The organism is Stenotrophomonas sp. YAU14A_MKIMI4_1, assembly GCF_003086855.1.
GTDB lineage: Bacteria > Pseudomonadota > Gammaproteobacteria > Xanthomonadales > Xanthomonadaceae > Stenotrophomonas.
Map to the genome: position 1 here is coordinate 2,984,030 of NZ_CP025998.1, position 21,866 is coordinate 3,005,895.

Below are 21,866 nucleotides of genomic sequence, written 5' to 3' on the forward strand. Positions count from 1 at the left end.
TGCCTCTACCTGACACCGTTCACCGTGAACGGAAACGGCATCGGGAAGGACTTATGCCGCCAGTGCGCCCTTGGCCTTTTCGGCCAGCGCAGCAAAACCGGCTGCGTCGTGCACGGCGATATCAGCCAGGACCTTGCGGTCCAGGGTGATGCCGGCCTTCAGCAGGCCGTTCATGAAGCGGCTGTAGCTCAGGCCGTTGATGCGGGCAGCCGCATTGATACGGGTGATCCACAGCGAACGGAAGTTGCGCTTCTTCTGCTTACGGCCGATGTAGGCGTACTGCTGTGCCTTGATGACGGCCTGCTTGGCAACGCGGAAGACCTTGCGACGGGCGTTGTAATAGCCCTTGGCCAGATCCAGAATTTTCTTGTGGCGGCGACGCGCCTGTACGCCACGCTTAACTCGTGCCATTTTTCAGTTCCTCAGAGGTAAGGGAGCATACGATCCAGACGGCCGGCGTCTTCTGCACGGACGTGGTTCGTCTGACGCAGGTTACGCTTACGCTTGGTCGCTTTCTTCGTGAGGATGTGGCTACGGTTGGCGTGGCCGCACTTGTACTTGCCCGAGGCGGTCTTGCGGAAACGCTTGGCCGCTGCCCGGTTGGTCTTGATCTTGGGCATTGCAATGTCCTTGATGGGGGTGACCCTGGTTTCTGACTGATCTGGCGGTGGCCATTGCCACTCTTTCCGTCCTGCCATGATCGGCGTACGACCCGTCCTGGGTGGGTCGAGCCGGGCATGATACAGGCAAATCCGCCCCGCCACCAGCCCTTTCAACCGTTTCCGTACCTTGCCGCAAAAGCAAAGGGGCGCCCGCGGCGCCCCTTTACCCTGAACCGTTCAGCCAGGCGCCCCGAAGGGCGGCCTGCCAGGCCTCAGGTCTTCTTCTTCGGCGCGATCATCATCACCATCTGGCGCCCTTCCAGACGCGGACGGCTTTCGATGACGATGTCCTCGCCCAGATCGGCCTCGATGCGGTTGGCCATTTCACGACCCAGTTCCTGGTGGCTCATTTCACGGCCACGGAAACGGATGTTGACCTTGATCTTGTCACCGTCTTCAAGGAAACCACGCATCTTGCGCAGCTTGATCTGGTAGTCGCCCTCGTCCGTGACCGGACGGAACTTCACTTCCTTGATCTCGACCTGCTTGGTCTTCTTCTTGGCCTCGCTGGCCTTCTTCTGCGCTTCGAACTTGAACTTGCCGAAGTCCATGATCTTGCAGACCGGCGGATCGGCCTGCGGCTGGATTTCGACCAGGTCCAGGCCTTCATCTTCGGCCATGGACAGCGCTTCGTCGCGCGACAACACGCCGATCATTTCTCCGTCACTGCCGATCACGCGGACGCGCGGCACACGGATTTCCTGATTCCTGCGGTTCTGTTTGTTGTCAGGGGTGCTGATATTACGTTCTCCCAAGGGTATCGAACCGGCCCGGGTGCCTATGCCCCCGGACCGGACCTTTGCTTACGCGCCCTCGGCCTGCAGCCGTTCGATGAAGGCCTGCAGACTCATGCTGCCCAGGTCTTCGCCAGAACGCGTACGCACCGCCACAGCCCCATTTTCCTTCTCGCGGTCACCGATGACCAGCAGGTAAGGCACGCGCTGCAACGTATGCTCGCGGATTTTATAGCCGATCTTCTCGTTACGCAAATCCGAGCTGACGCGGAAGCCTTGCTCCGCAAGGGTTTGGGTCACGCCCGTGACGTATTCAGCTTGGGCATCGGTGATATTGGCCACCACTACCTGGGTCGGCGCCAGCCAGGCCGGGAACTGGCCGGCGTGGTGCTCGATCAGGATGCCCAGGAAGCGCTCCATCGAACCGACGATGGCCCGGTGCAGCATGACCGGGTGCTTCTTCTGGCTGTTCTCGTCCACGTACTCGGCACCCAGGCGGCCGGGCATCATGAAATCGACCTGCATGGTGCCCAGCTGCCAGGTGCGGCCGATGGCGTCCTTCAGGTGGTACTCGATCTTCGGGCCGTAGAAGGCACCCTCGCCCGGCAGCTCCTGCCATTCCACGCCACAGCTGGACAGCGCCGAGCGCAGCGCGCCTTCGGCCTTGTCCCAGGTGGCGTCGTCGCCCAGGCGCGATTCCGGACGCAGCGCGATCTTGATCTGGATCTCGTCGAAGCCGAAGTGCTGGTACACCGCCAGCGCCTGCTGGTGGAACGCGGTCACTTCCGATTCGATCTGGCTTTCGGTGCAGAACACGTGGCCGTCGTCCTGGGTGAAACCACGCACGCGCAGGATGCCGTGCAGCGCGCCGGACGGCTCGTTGCGGTGGCAGGAACCGAATTCACCGTAGCGGATCGGCAGGTCGCGGTAGCTGTGCAGGCCCTGGTTGAACACCTGCACGTGGCCCGGGCAGTTCATCGGCTTGACCGCGTAGGTGCGCTTCTCCGATTCGGTGAAGAACATGTTGTCCTGGTAGTTGTCCCAGTGGCCGGACTTCTTCCACAGGCTCACGTCCAGGATCTGCGGGCAGCGCACTTCGCCGTAGCCGCTGCTGCGGTAGACCTTGCGCATGTACTGCTCGACCACCTGCCACAGTGCCCAGCCCTTGGGGTGCCAGAACACCAGGCCCGGCGCTTCTTCCTGCAGGTGGAACAGGTCCTGCTGCTTGCCGATGCGGCGGTGGTCGCGCATTTCGGCTTCTTCGATGCGCTTGATGTAGGCCTCGAGCTGCTTCTTGTCGGCCCAGGCAGTGCCGTAGATGCGCTGCAGCTGTTCGTTCTGCGCATCGCCGCGCCAGTACGCGCCGGAAATGCGGGTCAGCTTGAAGGCCTTCAGGAAGCGCGTGTTCGGCACGTGCGGGCCGCGGCACATGTCCACGTATTCCTGGTGGTAGTACATGCCCATGGCCTGGATGTCGTCGGACATGTCCTCGATCAGGCGCAGCTTGTAGTCCTCGCCACGCGCCTTGAAGATCTCGATCACTTCCGCGCGCGGGGTCATCTTCTTGATGACGTCGTAATCCTGGGCGATCAGCTCACCCATGCGCTTTTCGATGGCGGCCATGTCTTCCGGCGTGAACGGGCGCTCGGAATAGATGTCGTAGTAGAAACCTTCGGCAATGACCGGGCCGATCACCATCTTCACGTCCGGGTACAGCTGCTTGACCGCGTGGCCGACCAGATGGGCGCAGGAGTGGCGGATGATTTCCACGCCCTCCTCGTCCTTGGCGGTGATGATGCGCAGGCTGGCGTCCTTGGCGATCACGTCGCTGGCATCGACCAGCACGCCATCGACCGAACCGGCGATGGTGGCCTTGGCCAGGCCGGCGCCAATCGACTGGGCGACGTCCATGACGCTGACGGGGTTTTCGAATTCGCGGCGGCTGCCGTCGGGAAGGGTGATGTTGATCATCGATAGGGCTTCGTGCGGGGCCCGCGCTGCGGGCTGGAATGCAGTCCCGGGCGGACGCCCGGGCAATAAAAAAGCGCCACGAGGGCGCCTGGAACAGGGCCTTCGGGGGCAGATCAGCGATGGGCGGTGGTAGTGCTCATGTCGCACGCTCGGCCGGCGCATGGGCGCGGGCCACCTTGTTCCAGAGGGTCAGGCACTGATCTTAAACCAGCGCACGACAAAGCCCAAGCGCCTGCGCGCTGGACTGAATGGGACCTGCTGGCGGGGTGAAATAGCAATGATTACCATGTGCGGTCGGCGCAGCCGATGCCCGCCCGCCCCGCTTGCCCAGGACCCCGTGATGCGCCACCCGCCTCGACCGGCCGTCGCCGGCCCCGCCAGTGTCCCGCAGCTGTCGGTCCCGCGCCAGCACGGGAGCCGCCGATGATCACCGTGGCTCTGTCCAGCCTGGGCTTCTGCAGCCTGGGCCTGCTGGCGTCGATGTTCTCTGCCGTGGCCTTCTACGCCGCCTCGCCGCACTGCCGCTGGCCGCGCCTGCGCCGCGCCGGGCGACTGGGCCGGCAGATCGGCCTGGTGGCGGCCGCTGCCGCGCTGTGGCTGTGGATGGCCGAACTGGGCTTCGCCACCGGACTGGTGGTAATGCTGTGCGCGTGGATGCTGACCGCCCTGCTGCTGCCGGCGCTGGCCGCCTGGCACCGGCCCGGCGTGGAGCCGCGCTGATGTGGATGCGCGCCTTCGCTGGACTGCTGGCCGGATTCCTGCTGGCCGCCGCGGCCACCGGCCTGTTGACCTGGCTGCCGCCCGGGCCGTGGACCAGTGCGCTGGTTCCAGGCCTGATCGCCTTCGTGCCCCTGTGGATGCTGGCGGCGTTGTGGGCCTTCAGCTTCCGCTCGCCCACCCGCGCCTGGCTGGTCCTGTCGGCGTGCGCCGCCGCCGGCTTCCTTGCCCTGTGGCTGCTGCGCCTGACCGGCGCGGTGCAGTGAGACTTCCCGCATGAAATTCAGTTCGCAGACCCTGCGCACCTTCACCACGCTGCATACCTGGGTCGGCCTGGTGGCCGGCTTCGGCCTGTTCGTGGCCTTCTACGCTGGCGCGCTGACCCTGTTCCACCACGATCTGCCGCTGTGGCAGACACCGGGCGCCGCCTCGGCCCTGCCGGCCGGGCTGGACGATGCGCAGTACCTGCTCGATGACGTGCTGGCCCAGCACGCCGAGGCCCGACGCCATGTCGGCATGACCTTCCCCGGTGACGACCACCCGCGGCCGCTGGCCTATTGGCAGGCCGGCGATGGCAGCTGGCGCTATGCCTGGCCGGGCCACACCGGCGGCAGCGCCACGCCGCCACAGACCGGCCTGGCCGAGCTGGTGAACGAGCTGCATTACAGCCTGGGCCTGCCGGTGGCCGGCCTGTACGTGATGGGCATCGTCAGCCTGCTGTACGGCATGGCCCTGCTCAGCGGCCTGGTCATCCACCTGCCCAAGCTGCTGGGCGATCTGTTCGCGCTGCGGCCGGGCCGCAACCTGAAGCAGATGTGGCAGGACGCGCACAACGTGATCGGCGTGCTCAGCCTGCCCTTCCATCTGATGTTCGCGGTGACCGGCGCCCTGCTGTGCCTGGTGTTCATCCAGATTGCGCTGCTCAATCCGCTGATCTACGACGGCAAGGCGCTGCAGGCGGTGCCTGCGGCCATGGATACGGCGCCGGTGCGCGAGGCCAGCGGCGTGCCGGCCGCGCCGGGCAGCCTGCGCCTGCTGCATGCGCGCGCCGTGGAAGCGGCACGCGCACAGGGCGTGACCGATTTCGAACCGGCGTACCTGAAGCTGGCCAACGGTGGCGACAGCCGGGCCACCATCGAGATCACCGGCGAATCCAGCGGCACCCTGGGCCCGCTGGGTTCGGTCGCGCTGGACGTGGCCAGCGGCGAGGTCCTGGCCACCCAGCTGCCGGGGCGTCGCGATGCCAACCACGCCACGCTGAGCGCGGCCTATGCCCTGCACTTCGGCGAATTCGGCAACGGCGTGGTGGTCTGGCTGTACTTCCTGCTGGGGCTGGGCGGCGCGTTCCTGTTCTATTCGGGCAACCTGCTGTGGATCGAATCGCGGCGCAAGCGGCGCCAGGTCGAGCAGCCGCGTTCGGGGGTGAACATGGCGCGGGCGACGGTGGGCGTGTGCATCGGCCTGTGCGTGGCGATCTCGGTCGCCTTCATCACCGCGCTGGTGCTGGAACGGGTGGCCCCGGCCAGCGTGGACCACGGTATCCGCTGGGCCTGCTTCGGCACGTGGGCGGCGTGCGCACTGTGGGCGGCACTGCGTCGCCCGGCACAGGCCGCGCGTGAACTGCTGTGGGCCGCGGCGATCAGCACGGCGCTGGTGCCGGTGGCCCATGGCGCGCTCAACGGCGATTGGCTGTGGCTGGCCGCCGGGCGCGGTCACTGGCCGCTGTTCTGGATCGACGTGGTGGCCCTGGCCATGGCCGCCGGCTTTGCGCGGCTGGCAGTGGCCAGCCAACGCCGCGCCCGCAGCGGCGACCCCAACAGCGTCTGGGCGAATGGATGAAACCGTCGGGCATGGCCCGGCGCGCCACGCCTCGCCCCGGTAGCGTCGAGCTTGCTCGACTGCTGTTGCATTCGATACACATCGCGCCAAGAGCAGTCGAGCAAGCTCGACTCTACAAAGGCGGGTTTGTGGCCCACACGCATTACACGGCATATCGGGTCCGGGGCGCGGCCCGGCGCTACCGGTCATCCGGCGTCGGGATAACGACTGACTTCGATCAGGTTGCCGTCCGGATCGCGGAAGTACACCGACTCGATCGGCCCCAGCGCGCCGGTCCGTGCAACCGGCCCCTCCTCCACGACAACGGCCTGTGACTGCAGGTGGGCCAGTACATCGGCCGTTGCCACGCGCGTGACCAGGCACAGGTCGGCACTGCCCGGCATGGGTTGTGCGGCGTGTGGCTGCAGTGGCGCACTGGCAGGGTGGAGATTGATCTTCTGCTGGCCGAACTGCAGCGCGGTACGACCGGCACCGAAGCGCACGACGTCCATGCCCAGCACGCGCTGGTAGAAATCGCAGCTGTGCTCGATATCGGCAACGGTAATGACCAGATGGTCGAGGCGGTCGATGGTGATCATGCCCGCAGCTTAGCGCGACGGCCGCAGGTCCGATGTGCGCGGTTGGGCCGCTGGCCTTGCGCCATTCTGCCGGGCATGGCCCGGCGCGCTACGGCTCGCCCCGGTAGAGTCGAGCTTGCTCGACTGCTGTTGCATTCGATACACATCGCGCCAAGAGCAGTCGAGCAAGCTCGACTCTACAAAGGCGCGTTCGTGGCCCAGAAGCATCAGACGGCACGCCGGGTCTGAGGGCGCGTCCATTCGCTGCCGGGGCGGCTCAATCGCCGACGCGGGCCTTCTGCCACGGCGATGCCCCGGTAGAGTCGAGCTTGCTCGACTGCTGTTGCATTCGATACACATCGCGCCAAGAGCAGTCGAGCAAGCTCGACTTTACAAAGGCGCGTTCGTGGCCCAGAAGCATCAGACGGCACGCCGGGTCCGAGAGCGCGATCACCACAAGCGCCGGCTCAATCGCCGACGCGGGCCTTCTGCCACGGCGATGCCCCGGTAGAGTCGAGATCCTATGTTCGTGGTCAAGTCTGCTGGAAGCAGGCTTCACCCACTTTCAGCATGCTCGGGTCGAAATCCCGGCCGCTCTTGAAGACGCCCCACGCGATTCTGGCCAGCTTTCTGATGCCGATCGCTCGACTCGTCTGTCGGCTCGACTCCGCAGATGCTTGCTTGACGGTCCCTCCACCCTGGCTCCTACATACCTCGTAGGAGCCGGCGGGAACATACAAGCTTGCTCGACTGCTGTTGCATTCGATACACATCGCGCCAAGAGCAGTCGAGCAAGCTCGACTCTACAAAGGCGCGTTCGTGGCCCAGAAGCATCAGACGGCACGCCGGGTCCGAGGGCGGGTCCATTCGCTGCCGGGGCGGCTCAATCGCCGACGCGGGCCTTCTGCCACGGCGCCAGCATGGCATTGAGCAGGCTGGCCTGTTCGTCGTCGCCGGTCAGCTCCCACATGAACACGCCGGCCAGGCCCTGCGCACGCGCGAACTGCGCGCGCAGGCCGATCGAACGCGGGTCTTCGTAGCTGATGAACACCTTCTGTTCGGCGTTGTACAACCAGGGGCTCTGTGCCTGCGGCTGCCAGTGCTTCGCCCACCCGGGCTGGTCCAGATAACGCGCCTTGATCACCCGCCAGTCGCCGGCATCGGCCGGTGCGCTATAGGTCTGGTACAGGCCGTCGGCGGCATCGCCGGTGACCTTGAAGCCGCGACCATAGAACGGCACGCCCAGCACCAGCTTGTGCGCCGGCACGCCGTGTTCGCGGTAGTACTGCACCGCGCCGGCCACGTTGTTCCAGCGCCGCAGTTCCGGTGCCAGCGGGTCGGCCGGCACTTCATGCAACGGCGCATTGAAGGTGGACACCGCCGAGAAGCCGGTGCCCATGTCATAGCTCATCAGGTTGATGAAATCGAACACCGCGGCCAACGCCGGCAGGTCATAGCTCGCCGCCGGGTCGTAGGGCCCATCGGTCTGCAGGCGACCGGCGGCCAGCGCCGCGGTCAGCAGCATCGGCTGCCCCGCCTTGCGGCCGCGCGCATCCAGCGCCACGCGGAAGGCCTGCGCCAGCAGGGTCAGATTGGCGCGATCCTGCGGGCGATGGGCCAGCTCCTTCGGTCCACCGCTGACCGGGAATTCCCAGTCGATGTCCACGCCATCGAAGCTGCCTGCATGGCGTTCGAAGAACAGCGCCATGCATGAATCGACCAGGCGCTTGCGGCTGGCCGCGGTCAGCGCCGCGTCGGAGAACCCGCCCGCGCCCCAGCCGCCGATCGAGATCAGCGTGCGCAGGTGCGGGTGGGCTTTCTTCAGCTCGGCCAGTGCGGCGAAGTTCTGCGGCGCTTCCGCGCCGACCGTGCAGCGCCCGTCCTCGATGGTGGAGAACGCGTAGAACAGGTGGGTCAGGCGCTCGGCCGGAATGCGCGACACCGGGTAGCGCTCGGCCGAGCCTCCCGGGTAATACGCACCGAGAATGGGCGGCTGTGCCGGTGCGGCCCGTGCAACCGTGGGCAGTGCGCCGGCAATCAGCACGGCAAGGACGGCGACGGACTGGCGGAACATGGAATCTCCCGGATCAATGACGCAGCCACGTTAGCAAACGCTTGGCACTGCAGCGCGGATGTCCGGTGATGTCGTCCGCTGAACATGCGCGGGTTGCCGCGAGCAGCCAGAGGCGGGGCCGGCCCGCGCAGAAAACCGGTCACTGCAGGACAGCATGCGACCCGCCTGCGCTATGGTGGCGCTGGAATTTCAACGGCACATGGACATGACCGCAGACCACCCCACAGACGGCGAACTGCTGGACGACAAAACCCTGGAGAAGCTGCAGGCACTGGAAGCGCGTGCCTATGCAGCGTTCGACGACGGCGACCTGCGCGATGCAGCCAGCCTGTTCGGCGAACTCGTCGAACAGACGCCCGAGATTTCCCATCTGCACTACATGCGCGGATTGGCCCACAAATACCTGCGTGACTGGCACGCGTCGCTGCGCGACAACCTGCAGTCGGAACAACGGCGCGATGCGTTTGACGAAGCCACTGCGTGGAATGCCGCTATTGCCGCGACCGGCGCCGGCGACTGGGTTGAAGCACGCCGGCAGTGGAACCGCTGTGGCATCACCCTGCCGGAAGGCGAAGGCCCGATCGAAGGCAACTTCGGCGTGGCCTGCGTACGCCTGGCGCCCTGGTCGGACGCCGAAGTGGTGTACCTGACGCGCATCGATCCGGTGCGGGCACGCATCGACAACGTTCCACTGCCCGAAAGCGGCTTCCGCTTCGGCGACATCGTGCTGCATGACGGCGCATCGACCGGCCATCGCACCTACGGCGGACAGGACGTGCCGGTGTTCAACGCCATGCAGCGCCTGCAGCGGTCGGACATGGCGACCTTCACCGTGTTCGTGCACTGCGATTCAGCCGATGACATCGCTGCCCTGGAGGCGATGACGCTGCCTGGCATCGGCATGGTCGAGGACTGGACTGCCAACATCCGTCGGTTGTGCCGCCGCTGCAGTTACGGCACCCCGCACCAGCACGACAGCGAGGCAACGCCAGCTGATGACGGCACCTGGAAGCGCGAGCGCGATCTGGGCGTCGCCGCGCAGGGTCGGGCTGCGGTGGAGAAGCTGCTAGCAACGTGGACGGCGGCGGGGCCGGGGCGCGTGCTGGAGGCCATCGAACAGCGCGAGCAGTCGCTGAGTGATCCCGCGCCGGGCCAGGTCTGGTGGCTGGGGGAGGACGCGTAGCGTCGAGCTTGCTCGACTGCTGTCGGCGCAATCTCAAGGGCAGTCGAGCAAGCTCTACGCTACCTGCAGAGGCCCGCCACACCGGGCTTTCAGAATTCTTCAGCCGGATTTCCAGCACTTCAGACGGCACGCTGGCCGAATCAGGGCTCCCTTCAACGGAGCCTTGCCGATGCGCACGATCACCCTTCTCGTCCTGCTGCTGTGCACCACCCTGCCCTGCACCGCAGCCCCCTTGGATACGGCGCGCCTGAAGGCGCTGGAACAGGCCATCGCCAGCGATGAGCTCAAGCAGGTGCGCAGCGTGCTGCTGCAGGTCGAAGGCAAGGTGGTCTACGAGGGCTACTTCAACGGTGCCGACGCGCAGACCCTGCATGACGTGCGTTCGGCCAGCAAGAGCGTGACCGCACTGCTGGTCGGCGCGGCCATCGGCCAGCACCGGCTTCCGGGCGTGCAGGCCCGCGTGTACGACTACTTCCCGGCCTACACCGCCAGCCACAGCGTTGACCCCCGCCTGCGCGCCACCACCGTGCAGGACCTGCTGACCATGAGCAGCCTGTGGGAATGCGACGACGAGAATCCGTTCTCGGCCGGCAACGAGGAACGCATGTACGTGGGCGAACGCTGGCTGGACTTTGCCCTGGGCCTGCCGGTGAAAGGCTTCGCGCCGTGGATGCAGCGCCCGCAGGACAGCCCGCACGGCCGCGCGTTCGCCTACTGCACCGCCAATTCCTTCGTGCTGGGCGCGGTGCTTGAACAAGCCACCGGGCAGCCGCTGGCCGACTTCGCCGCCACCGCGCTGGAGCGCCCGCTGGGCATCACCGAGCGCCACTGGAACCGTTCGCCGGAAGGCATCGGCATGGGCGGCGGCGGGACCCGCTACCGCAGCCGCGATCTGGCCCGGCTTGGGCAGCTGGTGCTCGACCGGGGCCGCTGGCAGGGCCAGCAGCTGGTTCCGCAGGACTACATCGAGGCGATGGTGCAGGCGCAGGCGACCACCTCCGATGGCAGCGATTACGGCTACCAGTGGTGGGGCCTGAAACTGGACGCGCAGGGTGCACCGCGCACGGTGTGGGCGATGTCCGGCAACGGCGGTAACTACGTGTTCGTGCTGCCCGAGCAACGCGCGGTGGCGGTCGTCACGACCCAAGCGTTCAACCGCAGCTTCGCCCACCCGCAATCGCGGCGCATCCTTACCGAGTTCCTGCTGCCGGCGCTGCACTGAGGCTGGCCAGGTCATCTGGCCGCCAGGCGGCGGCCAGTACCTGCGCGCGCTGGCGGGCGATGTCGGTTTCCAGGCGCTGCAGCAGTGCCGGCCAGCCGGGTGCGCCGCGCAGGGGCACGAACAGCGGCGTGGTACGCAGCCAGGCCACGTCGCGGAAACCGTCGTCGACGGCCTGCTGTAGTGCCGCCACGGCGTGGTCCGTCTGGCCCAGGGCCTGCAGCAGCAGCGCCCGCTCGATGGCGGCATCGGGCCAGCCATCCCCTGCCCCTGCCTGGTCACCCAGTTGCTGCAGGCGCTGGCTGATCCATGCCGCCTGCGCCGGTTGCGCGCCATGCAGGGCCGCCAGGGTCTGGCCGAGCGACTGCTGCGGCCGCAGTTGCCGGCCCAGCTCGAAGGCCTGGGCCGCTGCTGCGGGGTCACCGGCCAACAGCGCCAGTTCCCCCTGCAGGCGGCGCAGCTGCGGGTGCGGCGTGCCACGTGCCAGGGCTTCGTCCAGCGCCTGCCGCGCCTGCTGCGGTGCGCCGGCCAGGTACAGGCTGCGCGGCCAGGCGATGTTCGAAAAGACATTGTCCGGGTACAGCTGGAAGTTGCGCGCGTGACGCTGCCCCGCCGCCTGGGTGAAGCCGAGCAGTTCCAGTTCGCGCGCGACCTGTACGTCACGGAAGCGCACGCGTTCGGGCGCCTTCAACGACAGGTTCTGGCGCAGTGCGGTGGCCAGCTCGCCGCGCTCCTGCTGCAGGTAGGCCAGCGACGCGCGGCTGCGTTCGTCGCCAGGGTCCAGCTCGATGGCGTGGCGGTAGCCGGCCATGGCCTGGCGCATGTCACCCAGGCAATCCTGCGCGTAGCCCCAGAGTGCATGCGTGGCGGCCTCGCGCGGCGCGCGCCGGCGCTCCTGCTCGGCCAATGCCAGCGCCTCCCTCATCTGCGCAGGGCTGCCATTGAACAGGCAGCCCTGCGCCGACAGCGCGCGTGACAGGCCGCGCCGGGCCGGTGTGGATTCCGGATCGGCCTGCAGGGCCTGCCGGTACAGACTGATCGCCCGTTCGTTGTTGCTGGCCTGGCCGATGCCGGCGTAATAGTCGGCGCGCTGCAGCAGCGACTGCGCGGCGCCTTGCGGCGCAGGCCGTGACCAGAACAACAGTCCGACAGCGACCGCCAGCAACGCGGCCATCGAGGCGAACAGCGCGGCCCAGCGGCGCCAGCGGGCGCGCGGCGTGGGGGCCTGGACCGGCAGCGGCGGCGCACACAGCTGGTAGCCGCGCGCGCGCACCGAGCGGATGTAACGGGGATTGCGGCCGTCGTCACCGAGCGCCTGGCGGAGCAGCTTCACCCGCTGGCTGATCGCGTCTTCGCCCACCACGGCCGGCGCCCATACCTGGGCGGCCAAGGTGTCGAAATCCACGACGTCGGTGCCATGGGCCAGCAGCACGTCCAACAGGGTCCAGCTCAGGCCGCTGACGGGCAGTACCTCGCCGTCACGACTGACCCGTTGCGACGGGCGATCGATCTCCAGGTCGAGCAGGCGCAGGCTGTCCATGGCCGCAGCATAGCGGCAAGAACGGGGCGGAGCGCAGACAAAGAAAAAGCGGGCCGAAGCCCGCTTTTTCATGATTGCGATGCCAGCGGTGGGGTGTCAACCAAGGTTGACACCTACCTGGGTGGCGGCGGTGGGGTGTCAACCACGGTTGACACCTACCGTCATCGACCGGAGGTCGATTACTCGGCGCTGGCGCCTTCGCCTTCTTCCACGGCCTTCATCGACAGGCGGATACGGCCCTGCTTGTCGACTTCCAGCACCTTGACCTTGACCACGTCGCCTTCCTTCAGCACGTCGCCGACCTTCTCGACGCGATCGCTGGAGATCTGCGACACGTGGACCAGACCGTCCTTGCCCGGCAGGATCGTGACGAACGCACCGAAGTCCATGATCTTGGCGACCTTGCCTTCGTAGATGCGGCCCGGCTCGACGTCCGAGGTGATCTGCTCGATGCGGGCCTTGGCGGCCTGGGCAGCGATGGCATTGACCGAGGCGATGACGATGGTGCCGTCGTCCTGGATGTCGATCTGGGTGCCGGTTTCCTTGGTGATGGCCTGGATGGTCGAACCACCCTTGCCGATCACTTCGCGGATCTTGTCCGGGTGGATCTTGATGGTCAGCAGACGCGGCGCGTAGTCCGACAGCTCTTCGCGCGGAGCGGTCAGGCCGTGGGCCATTTCGCCCAGGATGTGCAGACGGCCAGCCTTGGCCTGCTGCAGCGCCTGCTTCATGATCTCTTCGGTGATGCCTTCGATCTTGATGTCCATCTGCAGGGCGGAGATGCCCTCAGCGGTACCGGCCACCTTGAAGTCCATGTCGCCCAGGTGATCTTCGTCACCCAGGATGTCGGACAGGACGACGAAGCGATCGCCTTCCTTGACCAGACCCATGGCGATACCGGCCACCGGGGCCTTCACCGGCACGCCGGCGTCCATCAGGGCCAGCGACGAGCCGCAGACCGAGGCCATCGACGAGGAACCGTTCGACTCGGTGATTTCCGAGACGACGCGGATGGTGTACGGGAAGGCTTCCAGCGACGGCATGACAGCCAGCACGCCGCGCTTGGCCAGGCGACCGTGGCCGATTTCACGGCGCTTCGGGCCCATCATGCGGCCGCACTCACCCACCGAGAACGGAGGGAAGTTGTAGTGGAACAGGAAGTTTTCCTTGTACTCACCGGCAACGGCGTCGATGACCTGGCCGTCACGGGCGGTGCCCAGGGTGATGGTCACGATGGCCTGGGTTTCGCCGCGGGTGAACAGCGAGGAACCGTGGGTACGCGGCAGCACGCCGGTCTTCACGGCGATCGGGCGGACGGTGTCCAGCGCACGGCCGTCGATGCGGACCTTGGTGTCCAACACCGAGTCACGCATGGTGCGGTATTCCAGCTCGCCGAATTCCTTCGACAGCTCGGCCGGGTTCCAGCCCTCGGCGGCCACGCGGCCAGCCAGGCTTTCGACCACGTCCTTCTTGATCGCCGAGATGGCGTCGCGGCGCTGCAGCTTGTCGCGCACCTGGAAGGCTTCGCCCAGGCGCGGGCCGATGGCTTCCTTCAGGGCGCCGATCAGCACGTCGTTCTTGGCCGGGGCTTCCCAGGTCGACGGCTTGGTGCCGGCTTCGACGGTCAGCTCGTTGATCGCGTTGATGACCTTCTGCATTTCGCGGTGACCGAAGGTCACGGCGCCCAGCATCACTTCTTCGGACAGCAGCGCGGCTTCGGATTCAACCATCAGCACGGCGTTGGAGGTACCGGCGACGACCAGTTCCAGCTGCGAGTCAGCCAGTTCGCTGACGGTCGGGTTCAGGATGTACTCGCCGTTCTTGTAGCCGACCTTGGCAGCGCCGATCGGACCCATGAACGGGGTGCCGGCCAGAGCCAGGGCAGCCGAGGCGCCGATCAGGGCCGGGATGTCGCCGTCCACGTCCGGGTTCAGCGACATGACCGTGGCGATGATCTGCACTTCGTTCTTGTAGTCTTCCGGGAACAGCGGGCGGATCGGACGGTCGATCAGGCGCGAGATCAGGGTTTCCTTCTCGGTCGCACGGCCTTCACGCTTGAAGAAACCACCCGGGATACGGCCGCCGGCGTAGAACTTTTCCTGATAATCGACGGTCAGCGGGAAGAAGTCCTGGCCTTCGCGCGCGCTCTTGGCGGCGACGGCGGTGACCAGCAGTACGGTGTCGTCCATCTTGACGATGACGGCGCCGCTTGCCTGGCGGGCGACTTCGCCGGTCTCAAGCGTGACGGTGTGCTTGCCGTACTGGAAGGTTTTGGTGATTTTTGCCACGGAGGGTGTCCTTGGGGATGCTGTCTGCGAATTGGACCGTCGGCGACCCTTGCCGCCTGCGGGTGGCCGGATCGTTCCGGCCTGAATCGGGGATTGCGGTGCTACAAAACAAAACCGCGGCGCATCGCTGCGCCGCGGGGGATTCGTTGCTTAGCGACGCAGGCCAAGCTTTTCAATCAGGGCCTTGTAACGCTCGACGTCCTTCTTCTTCAGGTAGTCGAGCAGGCTGCGACGGCGGTTGACCATCTGCAGCAGGCCGCGGCGGCTGTGGTGGTCCTTCTTGTGGGTCTTGAAGTGGCCGGTCAGCAGCTCGATGCGGGCGGTCAGCAGGGCGACCTGCACTTCCGGGGAGCCGGTGTCAGCCGAGCTGCGCTTGTTGTCTTCAATGACCTTCTGGGTGTCGATCGACATTTCTTTTTTCTCTGTGATGCGTGGCCGGCAGGAACGCGCTTCGCGCACCGCCAGGCTCGCCGTGGACTACGAGGATGAAACCTGCCGGAGCAGGCTGCCGGAAAACGGCCGCGAAATTGTAACGGTCGGGGCCCGGCGGAACAAGGACCGGGGCTGAATGCGCCCCGCCCCGGTTACAGGTTGAAGCGGCGCTGCGGCGCCAGCAGGCCACCGGCATCCACCTGTCCCAGGCCCTGCGGGGTGCCATCGGGCCCGTATACGGCCACCAGCCCCGGGGGCCAGGCGGCATCGCGCTGGCGCTGCCCGACACAGAAGCGGTGGGCCTGTTCGGCATCCAGTTCGACCCGGGGGTACTCGGCCAGGCCGGCCGCCAGCGGCAGCAGCAGCGCCTCCATGCCGGCCTCGTCGCCGGCCTCGACCATGGCGCGCAGCTGGTCCAGGGTCACCATCACCGGATCACGGAACGGTTCGACCCAGAGCCGGCGCAGCGCGCTGATATGCGCGCCGCAGCCCAAGGCCTCGCCCAGGTCACGGGCCAGGCTGCGGATGTAGGTGCCCGAGCCGCAGGTCACGCGCAGGCGCAGGCGCTCGGGCTGCTGCTCGAGCACCTCGATGGCATGCACCTGGACCTCACGCTCCGGGGCTTCGATGGCCTCGCCGCGGCGGGCCTTCACATACAGCGGCTCGCCGCCCTGCTTCAGCGCCGAATAGATCGGTGCGCGCTGGCGGATGCTGCCGGTCAACGGGGCCAGCGCGGCCTGCAGGGCGTCGGCGCTGATGGCCGGCACCGGGCGCTGCAGCAGCACCTGGCCTTCGGCGTCATCAGTGTCGGTGGTCTGGCCGAGCACGACCTCGGCGTCATAGGCCTTGGCAGAGCCCAGCAGCAGGCCAGCGATCTTGGTCGCTTCGCCAAAGCACAGCGGCAGCAGGCCGGTGGCCAGCGGGTCCAGGCTGCCGGTGTGGCCACCCTTCTCGGCACGGAACAGGCGGCGCGCCACCTGCAGGGCGGCGTTGGAGCTCATGCCGGTCGACTTGTCGAGCAGCAGGATGCCATCCAGACGGCGGAACTGAATTCGGGTCATGACGTTGATGTCGGCGGACGCCGCCGGTAGCGCCGGGCCATGCCCGGCGTGCGCGCAATGCGCGGTTATTCTTCGTCGCTCTTGCGACGCTTCTCTGCGGCCAGCGTATCGGGCAGGTCGCGCAGGATGTTGTCGATGTGCTCACCACGATCGACCGAGTCGTCGTAGTGGAAATGCAGCTCAGGCACGTGGCGCAGCTTCATCGCCCGGGCCAGGTCCATGCGCAGGCGATAGCCCAGCTCGCGCAGGCCCTTCACTGCTTCGGCCGAACGTTCCGGCATCAGCGCGGTGACGAACACCTTGGCATGGGCCATGTCGCGGGTGATTTCCACGTCGGACACGCTCACCGAGGGCAACCCATGCTCGCGCACGGCGTTGTGCACCAGGGTGCCGAGTTCACGGCGCAGCTGGGCGGAGACACGGTCGGTTCGATGGAAGGTTTTGGGCACGCGGTCAGGCTCTTGATTTGAATGTGACCCGACCAAGGTCGGGCACTACCAGGGATGGTAACCCGACCAAGGTCGGGCCCCACCGGGTTGGCGGACCGGTCCGTGAAGACCGGCCACCTTGCAGCATTACAGGGTGCGCGGCACTTCGATACGCTCGAAGCACTCGATCTGGTCACCCGGCTTCACGTCGTTGTAGGCCTTCACCGCGATACCGCATTCGGTACCGTTGCGGACTTCCTCGACGTTTTCCTTGAAGCGGCGCAGCGATTCCAGCTCGCCTTCGAAGATGACCACGCTGTCGCGCAGCACGCGGATCGGCTTGTTGCGCTTGACCACGCCCTCGATGACCATCGAGCCGGCAACGGCGCCCAGCTTGGAGCTGCGGAACACGTCGCGGACTTCGGCGATACCGATGATCTCTTCGCGGATTTCCACGCCCAGCAGACCGGAGGCCACCTGCTTCACCTGGTCGATCACGTCATAGATGATCGAGAAGTAACGCAGATCCACGCCGTTGGATTCGATGATGCGACGGGCCGAAGCATCTGCACGCACGTTGAAGCCGATGACGGTGGCCTTCGAAGCGGCCGCCGAGTTGGCGTCCGATTCGGTGATGCCGCCCACGCCGGAGTGGATCACGTTGATGCGGATGTCTTCGTTGGACAGCGCGACCAGTGCCTGGCTCAGCGCCTGCACCGAACCCTGCACGTCGGCCTTGATGACCAGGTTGAGGACCTGCTGGCCCTCGCCCTTGCCCAGGGTCGCCATGATGTCTTCCATGCGGCTGCCAGCGGTGGCCACCAGGCGCGATTCACGGCGCTTGGTCTCACGCTGCTGGGCAACGTCCTTGGCCAGGCGCTCGTCCTCGACCACCACGAAGTCATCACCGGCTTCCGGCACGCCGGACAGGCCCAGGACCTGCACCGGGATGGACGGGCCAGCGAATTCCGGCTGCTTGCCGGTTTCGTCGAACAGCGCACGCACGCGGCCGTACTGGATGCCGCACACCAGGTAATCGCCCTTCTTCAGGCGGCCCTGCTGCACCAGCACGGTAGCGACCGGGCCACGGCCCTTGTCCAGCGACGATTCGATCACCACGCCCGAGGCGCGGCCTTCGTCGACGGCCTTCAGTTCCAGCAGTTCGGCCTGCACCGACACGGCGTCCAGCAGGTCGTCGATGCCCAGGCCGGTCTTGGCCGAGATCTCCACCATCTGGATGTCACCGCCGAACTCTTCGGCCACGACCTGCTCGGACAGCAGCTCGTTCTTGACGCGCATCGGGTCGGCGCCGGACTTGTCGATCTTGTTGATCGCCACGATCAGCGGCACACCGGCCGAGCGGGCGTGCTGGATCGCTTCCTTGGTCTGCGGCATGACGCCGTCGTCGGCCGCCACCACCAGCACCACGATGTCGGTCAGCTTGGCACCGCGGGCACGCATCGAGGTGAACGCGGCGTGGCCCGGGGTATCCAGGAAGCTGATGACGCCCTTGGGCGTATCAACGTGGTACGCACCGATGTGCTGGGTGATGCCGCCGGCTTCGCCGTGGGCAACCTTGGTACGACGGATGTAATCCAGCAGCGAGGTCTTGCCGTGGTCGACGTGGCCCATGATGGTGACCACCGGCGGACGCTGCACGGCTTCGCCCTGGTTTTCACCGGTCGAGGCCAGCAGTGCGTCTTCGGCGTCGTTGTCATTGGCACGGATCGCCTTGTGGCCGAGTTCTTCGGTCACCAGCGCCGCGGTGTCGTGGTCGATGGACTGGGTGATGGTGGCCATCACGCCCATCTTGAACAGCGCCTTCACCACCTCGCCGCCCTTCAGCGCGAGCTTCTGCGCCAGGTCGGCCACAGTGATGGTCTCGCCGATCGCCACTTCACGCACGACCGGTGCGGTCGGGCGTTCGAAGGCGTGCGGACCGGCGTTGTTGCCGCCACGCGACATGTCACGACGGCCGCCGCTCTGGTTGCGACCACCCGGACGACCCCGGTTGTTGCTGTTGTTGCTGTTGCCACGGCGGGCACGATCAGCCGCCGACAGATGCATCTGGCCGGCAAAGCGATCGCCCGGGCCACGCTCGTTGCGCGGCGCGCTGCGGTTGTTGCGGTCGTCGCTGCGCGGCGGCGGCGGCGCACTGCGCGGCGCAGCCGGAGCGGCGGCCGGCGTGCGCGGCGGACGCGGCGCGGTTTCATCGATCGGCGCGCGCTTGGGCTTGGTGGCGGCAGCCGCCTCGGCAGCCTTGGCGGCAGCCGCGGCTTCTTCGGCAGCCTTCTTTTCGGCCTCTGCGCGTTCCTTGGCCGCAATCTCTTCCTCACGGGCACGGACGATGGCTTCGTCGCGCAGACGATCCTTCTCGGCCAGGGCCTGCTGTTCGGCAAGGTTGCGGGCACGCGACTCTTCCAGCTTGCGCAGGATGTCGGCGCGCTCTTCGTCCGGCGTCATCGGGCGAGCACCATCCTTGACGTAGGTACGCTTCTGGCGCACCTCGACATTCACGGTCGTCTTGCTGCGACCGGAATTGACCGTCACTTCCTGCTGTTTCCGGCGGTTGAGGGTGATCTTCTTTGCAGACTGATCGGTCTCTTCCGGGGCCTGCTCGGGCTTGCCGTGCGAACGACGAAGGAAGCCCAGGAGCTTCACCTTCTCGGTGCTGGTCACGACCTGGTCGGGACCGCTGAACTTCATGCCGGCACCGGCCAGCTGTTCCAGCAGTTTCTCGACCGGTGTGTTGACCAGTTCGGCAAGCTTGCGGATGGTGGTTTGCTGCGACATTCGGATCCTATGATCTTGTGGGCGCCCCCCCGCAGATGGAGGTGGCGCGGATTCTACGCCCTGATCGGCTCAGGGCCCTGTTCATTGCCGGCTCATTCGCCGCGTTCCAGTCGGGCGATCTCCTCGGCACGCGCGGCCAGGATCAGCGCCGCGGCGCGCTCCTGGTCCAGCCCTTCAATGCCGAAGTCCATGACCTCGTCGGCGGCCAGGTCGGAAAGCTCCTCGCTGGTACGCACGCCGTGGCCGGCCAGCGCATACGCGGTGGCTTCGTCCATGCCCTTCAGGGACAGCAGGTCCTGCGCCGGCTGGCCGTCTTCAAGGCCTTCTTCGACTGCCAGGGCCTCATTGAGCAGCGCATCGCGGGCACGAGCGCGCAGCTCTTCGACGATGTCTTCGTCGAAACCTTCCACGGCCAGCAGTTCGCCGACCGGGACATAAGCAATTTCTTCGACCGTGCCAAAGCCTTCGGTCACCAGGATGCCGGCGATTTCCTCGTCCACTTCCAGCTTGTCCATGAACAGCTGGCGGGCCGACGCCTGCTCGGCTTCCGACTTGGCGGTGACCTGGTCCTGGGTCATCACGTTCAGCTGCCAACCGGTCAGGCGGCTGGCCAGGCGCACGTTCTGGCCACCCTTGCCGATGGCCTGGGCCAGACGGTCTTCGGCCACGGCCAGGTCCATCGAGTGCTTGTCTTCATCGACGATGATCGACTGCACTTCGGCCGGCGCCATGGCGTTGATGACGAAGTTGGCCGGGCTCTCGTTCCACAGCACGATGTCCACGCGCTCGCCATTGAGCTCGTTGGACACGGCCTGCACGCGCGAACCGCGCATGCCGATGCAGGCACCGATCGGATCGGTACGGGTATCGTGGGCCAGCACGGCGATCTTGGCGCGGTCGCCCGGATCGCGGGCACAGGCCTTGATTTCCACCAGGCCCTGGCCGACTTCCGGCACTTCCAGCTTGAACAGCTCGATCATGAATTCCGGTGCGGCGCGGCTGATGAACAGCTGCGGGCCGCGGGGCTCCGAACGCACTTCGGCCAGGTAACCGCGCACGCGGTCGCCGGCGCGCAGCACGTCGCGCGGAATGCCCTTGTCCTTCGGAATGAAGCCTTCGGCGTTGCCGCCCAGGTCCACGTAGATGTTGCCGCGCTCGGCGCGCTTGACCACACCGGTGATCAGCTCACCCACGCGGTCCTTCCACGCATCGACCACCTGCTGGCGCTCGGCTTCGCGCACGCGCTGCACGATCACCTGCTTGGCAGCCTGGGCGGCGATGCGGCCGAAATCGGGGTTTTCGATCTGCTCTTCGATGTAGTCGCCGACGTCCACGCCTTCGGCTTCGTCGACGGCGTCCATCAGGCGGATCTGCCGGTCCGGCGATTCCATGACCACGTCATCGGCCACCACTTCCCAGCGGCGGTAGGTTTCGTAGCTGCCATCCTTGTGGTCGATGACCACGCGGGTCAGCACTTCCTCGTCGGGATAGCGCTTCTTCGCTGCCGAGGCCAGGGCGGCCTCGATGGCATCGAAGATCACTTCACGCGGCACGCCCTTTTCGTTGGCGACCGCGTCCACTACCAGCAACAGTTCCTTGCTCATTGGCTCACTCCGCGCGCGGCTTCTTTGCCGCCGGCTCGTTGGAAGAAGAATTCTTGTCCGTCTTCGGACGCTTCGGCGCCGGGCCGGTCGGCTTGCTCGGGGCCAGGCCCAGGGCAACCCAGTCCGGCATGATCCGGGCCTTGTCGATGTTGTCGGCCGAGACCACCACTTCCGCCTTGTCGACGATGAAGGTGATGGTGTCTGCGGCCTCGTCGGTCGCCTCGATGCGGCCCTGCAGGCGACGACGGTTGTCCTGCGGCAGCTTCAGCACGACCTTGGCCATTTCGCCCAGGTGACGGCCGAACTGTTCCAGGTTGAACAGCGGGCGATCAACGCCCGGCGAAGATACTTCCAGCGTGTAGTTGCCGCTGATCGGGTCTTCCACGTCCATCTGTGCGGACACTTCGCGGCTGACGCGCTCGCAGTCGTCCACGTTGATGATGCGCTCGGGCTGCTCAGCCAGCGGCACGTCGATGTAAAGACGCAGGGTTGCACCGCCGGGGGCCGGCAGATATTCAACGCCCAGCAGCTCCAGGCCCAGCGACACAACGGTCGGGGCGAGCAGATTCGCGATGTCGGTTGCCTTGTCGCTCACAGCCTGCCTTGATCTCTTGGTTGGGTGCCGGCCACGGCCGGCGGGGAAACATGACGCCCCGGAAACGACAAAGGGCCCGCAGGGCCCCTTTTCCGGAAAGACTCCGGTGACTGGATTCCGGTTGCAGCACCGTGTGTCAGCGAGCTGCGGCCCTCCTTCCGGGTCCGGA

At 66.5% G+C, this 21,866-nt stretch carries 19 protein-coding genes; 5 read left to right on the forward strand and 14 right to left on the reverse strand.

Annotated features, from left to right (window positions below; all coding sequences use genetic code 11):
- Positions 1 to 51: 51 nt before the first annotated feature.
- The 4 genes from rplT to thrS all read right to left on the reverse strand — a co-directional run bounded on the left by rplT (position 52) and on the right by thrS (position 3,367).
- Positions 52 to 411, reverse strand: a complete 360-nt coding sequence (rplT, locus tag C1931_RS13760; RefSeq protein ID WP_005410435.1) for a 50S ribosomal protein L20 — start codon at positions 409 to 411, stop codon at positions 52 to 54.
- Positions 412 to 422: 11 nt separating this feature from the next.
- Positions 423 to 620: a 50S ribosomal protein L35 gene (gene rpmI, locus C1931_RS13765; RefSeq protein ID WP_002811096.1), complete on the reverse strand. Its 198-nt coding sequence runs from the start codon at positions 618 to 620 to the stop codon at positions 423 to 425.
- 254 nt (positions 621 to 874) lie between these two features.
- Positions 875 to 1,417 (reverse strand): translation initiation factor IF-3, encoded by a 543-nt coding sequence (gene infC, locus C1931_RS13770; protein WP_108750197.1) that lies wholly within the window; start codon positions 1,415 to 1,417, stop codon positions 875 to 877.
- Positions 1,418 to 1,465: 48 nt separating this feature from the next.
- A complete protein-coding gene (thrS, locus tag C1931_RS13775; protein WP_108750198.1) occupies positions 1,466 to 3,367 on the reverse strand; it encodes a threonine--tRNA ligase in 1,902 nt (633 codons plus the stop codon).
- 423 nt (positions 3,368 to 3,790) lie between these two features.
- Between thrS and C1931_RS13780 the strand changes: the two genes are divergently transcribed.
- From C1931_RS13780 to C1931_RS13790, 3 genes are read left to right on the forward strand one after another with little or no spacing between them, the layout of a single operon-like run.
- Positions 3,791 to 4,087: a hypothetical protein gene (locus tag C1931_RS13780; protein WP_108750199.1), complete on the forward strand. Its 297-nt coding sequence runs from the start codon at positions 3,791 to 3,793 to the stop codon at positions 4,085 to 4,087.
- Complete coding sequence (locus tag C1931_RS13785) at positions 4,087 to 4,350, forward strand: hypothetical protein (RefSeq protein WP_108753679.1); 264 nt, start codon at positions 4,087 to 4,089, stop codon at positions 4,348 to 4,350. The genes C1931_RS13780 and C1931_RS13785 overlap by 1 nt, the downstream gene beginning before the upstream one ends.
- A gap of 10 nt (positions 4,351 to 4,360) precedes the next feature.
- The gene (locus C1931_RS13790; RefSeq protein ID WP_108756769.1) at positions 4,361 to 5,923 is read left to right on the forward strand and encodes a PepSY-associated TM helix domain-containing protein; all 1,563 of its coding nucleotides are present in this window, start codon (positions 4,361 to 4,363) and stop codon (positions 5,921 to 5,923) included.
- A gap of 185 nt (positions 5,924 to 6,108) precedes the next feature.
- Here C1931_RS13790 and C1931_RS13795 read toward each other — a convergent pair whose 3' ends face one another.
- Together C1931_RS13795 and C1931_RS13810 are read right to left on the reverse strand one after the other, a co-directional pair.
- Positions 6,109 to 6,501, reverse strand: a complete 393-nt coding sequence (locus C1931_RS13795; protein ID WP_108756770.1) for a VOC family protein — start codon at positions 6,499 to 6,501, stop codon at positions 6,109 to 6,111.
- Positions 6,502 to 7,363: 862 nt separating this feature from the next.
- On the reverse strand, positions 7,364 to 8,554 hold the full coding sequence (locus C1931_RS13810; RefSeq protein ID WP_108756772.1) for a glycoside hydrolase family 18 protein: 1,191 nt from the start codon (positions 8,552 to 8,554) through the stop codon (positions 7,364 to 7,366).
- Between the two features lie 199 nt (positions 8,555 to 8,753).
- Here C1931_RS13810 and C1931_RS13815 point away from each other — a divergent pair, with 199 nt between their 5' ends.
- Together C1931_RS13815 and C1931_RS13820 are read left to right on the forward strand one after the other, a co-directional pair.
- A complete protein-coding gene (locus C1931_RS13815; RefSeq protein WP_108756773.1) occupies positions 8,754 to 9,737 on the forward strand; it encodes a hypothetical protein in 984 nt (327 codons plus the stop codon).
- Positions 9,738 to 9,906: 169 nt separating this feature from the next.
- A complete protein-coding gene (locus tag C1931_RS13820; RefSeq protein WP_108756774.1) occupies positions 9,907 to 10,959 on the forward strand; it encodes a serine hydrolase in 1,053 nt (350 codons plus the stop codon).
- Here C1931_RS13820 and C1931_RS13825 read toward each other — a convergent pair.
- The 8 genes from C1931_RS13825 to rimP form a co-directional block, all read right to left on the reverse strand.
- A complete protein-coding gene (locus C1931_RS13825; RefSeq protein ID WP_108756775.1) occupies positions 10,928 to 12,496 on the reverse strand; it encodes a winged helix-turn-helix transcriptional regulator in 1,569 nt (522 codons plus the stop codon). The genes C1931_RS13820 and C1931_RS13825 overlap by 32 nt on opposite strands.
- A 179-nt stretch (positions 12,497 to 12,675) precedes the next feature.
- Positions 12,676 to 14,784, reverse strand: coding sequence for a polyribonucleotide nucleotidyltransferase (gene pnp / locus C1931_RS13830; RefSeq protein WP_108750207.1), 2,109 nt, complete (start codon positions 14,782 to 14,784; stop codon positions 12,676 to 12,678).
- Positions 14,785 to 14,934: 150 nt separating this feature from the next.
- Positions 14,935 to 15,195: a 30S ribosomal protein S15 gene (rpsO, locus tag C1931_RS13835; protein ID WP_005410445.1), complete on the reverse strand. Its 261-nt coding sequence runs from the start codon at positions 15,193 to 15,195 to the stop codon at positions 14,935 to 14,937.
- A 173-nt stretch (positions 15,196 to 15,368) separates the two neighbouring features.
- Positions 15,369 to 16,277 carry a tRNA pseudouridine(55) synthase TruB gene (gene truB, locus C1931_RS13840; protein ID WP_108756776.1) on the reverse strand — a complete coding sequence of 303 codons (909 nt, stop codon included), beginning with the start codon at positions 16,275 to 16,277 and terminating at the stop codon, positions 15,369 to 15,371.
- A 65-nt stretch (positions 16,278 to 16,342) separates the two neighbouring features.
- A complete protein-coding gene (gene rbfA / locus C1931_RS13845; RefSeq protein ID WP_108750209.1) occupies positions 16,343 to 16,726 on the reverse strand; it encodes a 30S ribosome-binding factor RbfA in 384 nt (127 codons plus the stop codon).
- Positions 16,727 to 16,852: 126 nt separating this feature from the next.
- Positions 16,853 to 19,498, reverse strand: a complete 2,646-nt coding sequence (gene infB, locus C1931_RS13850; RefSeq protein ID WP_108753686.1) for a translation initiation factor IF-2 — start codon at positions 19,496 to 19,498, stop codon at positions 16,853 to 16,855.
- A gap of 92 nt (positions 19,499 to 19,590) precedes the next feature.
- Positions 19,591 to 21,102 carry a transcription termination factor NusA gene (nusA, locus tag C1931_RS13855; RefSeq protein WP_108750211.1) on the reverse strand — a complete coding sequence of 504 codons (1,512 nt, stop codon included), beginning with the start codon at positions 21,100 to 21,102 and terminating at the stop codon, positions 19,591 to 19,593.
- 4 nt (positions 21,103 to 21,106) lie between these two features.
- Positions 21,107 to 21,697 (reverse strand): ribosome maturation factor RimP, encoded by a 591-nt coding sequence (gene rimP / locus C1931_RS13860; RefSeq protein ID WP_108750212.1) that lies wholly within the window; start codon positions 21,695 to 21,697, stop codon positions 21,107 to 21,109.
- Between the last annotated feature and the right edge of the window lie 169 nt (positions 21,698 to 21,866).

Coding starts and splice junctions, on each gene's coding strand:
- rplT (WP_005410435.1), bottom strand. CDS start 411: ATGGCACGAGTTAAGCGTGGCGTACAGGCGCGTCGCCGCCACAAGAAA.
- rpmI (WP_002811096.1), bottom strand. CDS start 620: ATGCCCAAGATCAAGACCAACCGGGCAGCGGCCAAGCGTTTCCGCAAG.
- thrS (WP_108750198.1), bottom strand. CDS start 3,367: ATGATCAACATCACCCTTCCCGACGGCAGCCGCCGCGAATTCGAAAAC.
- C1931_RS13780 (WP_108750199.1), top strand. CDS start 3,791: ATGATCACCGTGGCTCTGTCCAGCCTGGGCTTCTGCAGCCTGGGCCTG.
- C1931_RS13785 (WP_108753679.1), top strand. CDS start 4,087: ATGTGGATGCGCGCCTTCGCTGGACTGCTGGCCGGATTCCTGCTGGCC.
- C1931_RS13790 (WP_108756769.1), top strand. CDS start 4,361: ATGAAATTCAGTTCGCAGACCCTGCGCACCTTCACCACGCTGCATACC.
- C1931_RS13795 (WP_108756770.1), bottom strand. CDS start 6,501: ATGATCACCATCGACCGCCTCGACCATCTGGTCATTACCGTTGCCGAT.
- C1931_RS13810 (WP_108756772.1), bottom strand. CDS start 8,554: ATGTTCCGCCAGTCCGTCGCCGTCCTTGCCGTGCTGATTGCCGGCGCA.
- C1931_RS13815 (WP_108756773.1), top strand. CDS start 8,754: ATGGACATGACCGCAGACCACCCCACAGACGGCGAACTGCTGGACGAC.
- C1931_RS13820 (WP_108756774.1), top strand. CDS start 9,907: ATGCGCACGATCACCCTTCTCGTCCTGCTGCTGTGCACCACCCTGCCC.
- C1931_RS13825 (WP_108756775.1), bottom strand. CDS start 12,496: ATGGACAGCCTGCGCCTGCTCGACCTGGAGATCGATCGCCCGTCGCAA.
- rpsO (WP_005410445.1), bottom strand. CDS start 15,195: ATGTCGATCGACACCCAGAAGGTCATTGAAGACAACAAGCGCAGCTCG.
- truB (WP_108756776.1), bottom strand. CDS start 16,277: ATGACCCGAATTCAGTTCCGCCGTCTGGATGGCATCCTGCTGCTCGAC.
- infB (WP_108753686.1), bottom strand. CDS start 19,498: ATGTCGCAGCAAACCACCATCCGCAAGCTTGCCGAACTGGTCAACACA.
- nusA (WP_108750211.1), bottom strand. CDS start 21,102: ATGAGCAAGGAACTGTTGCTGGTAGTGGACGCGGTCGCCAACGAAAAG.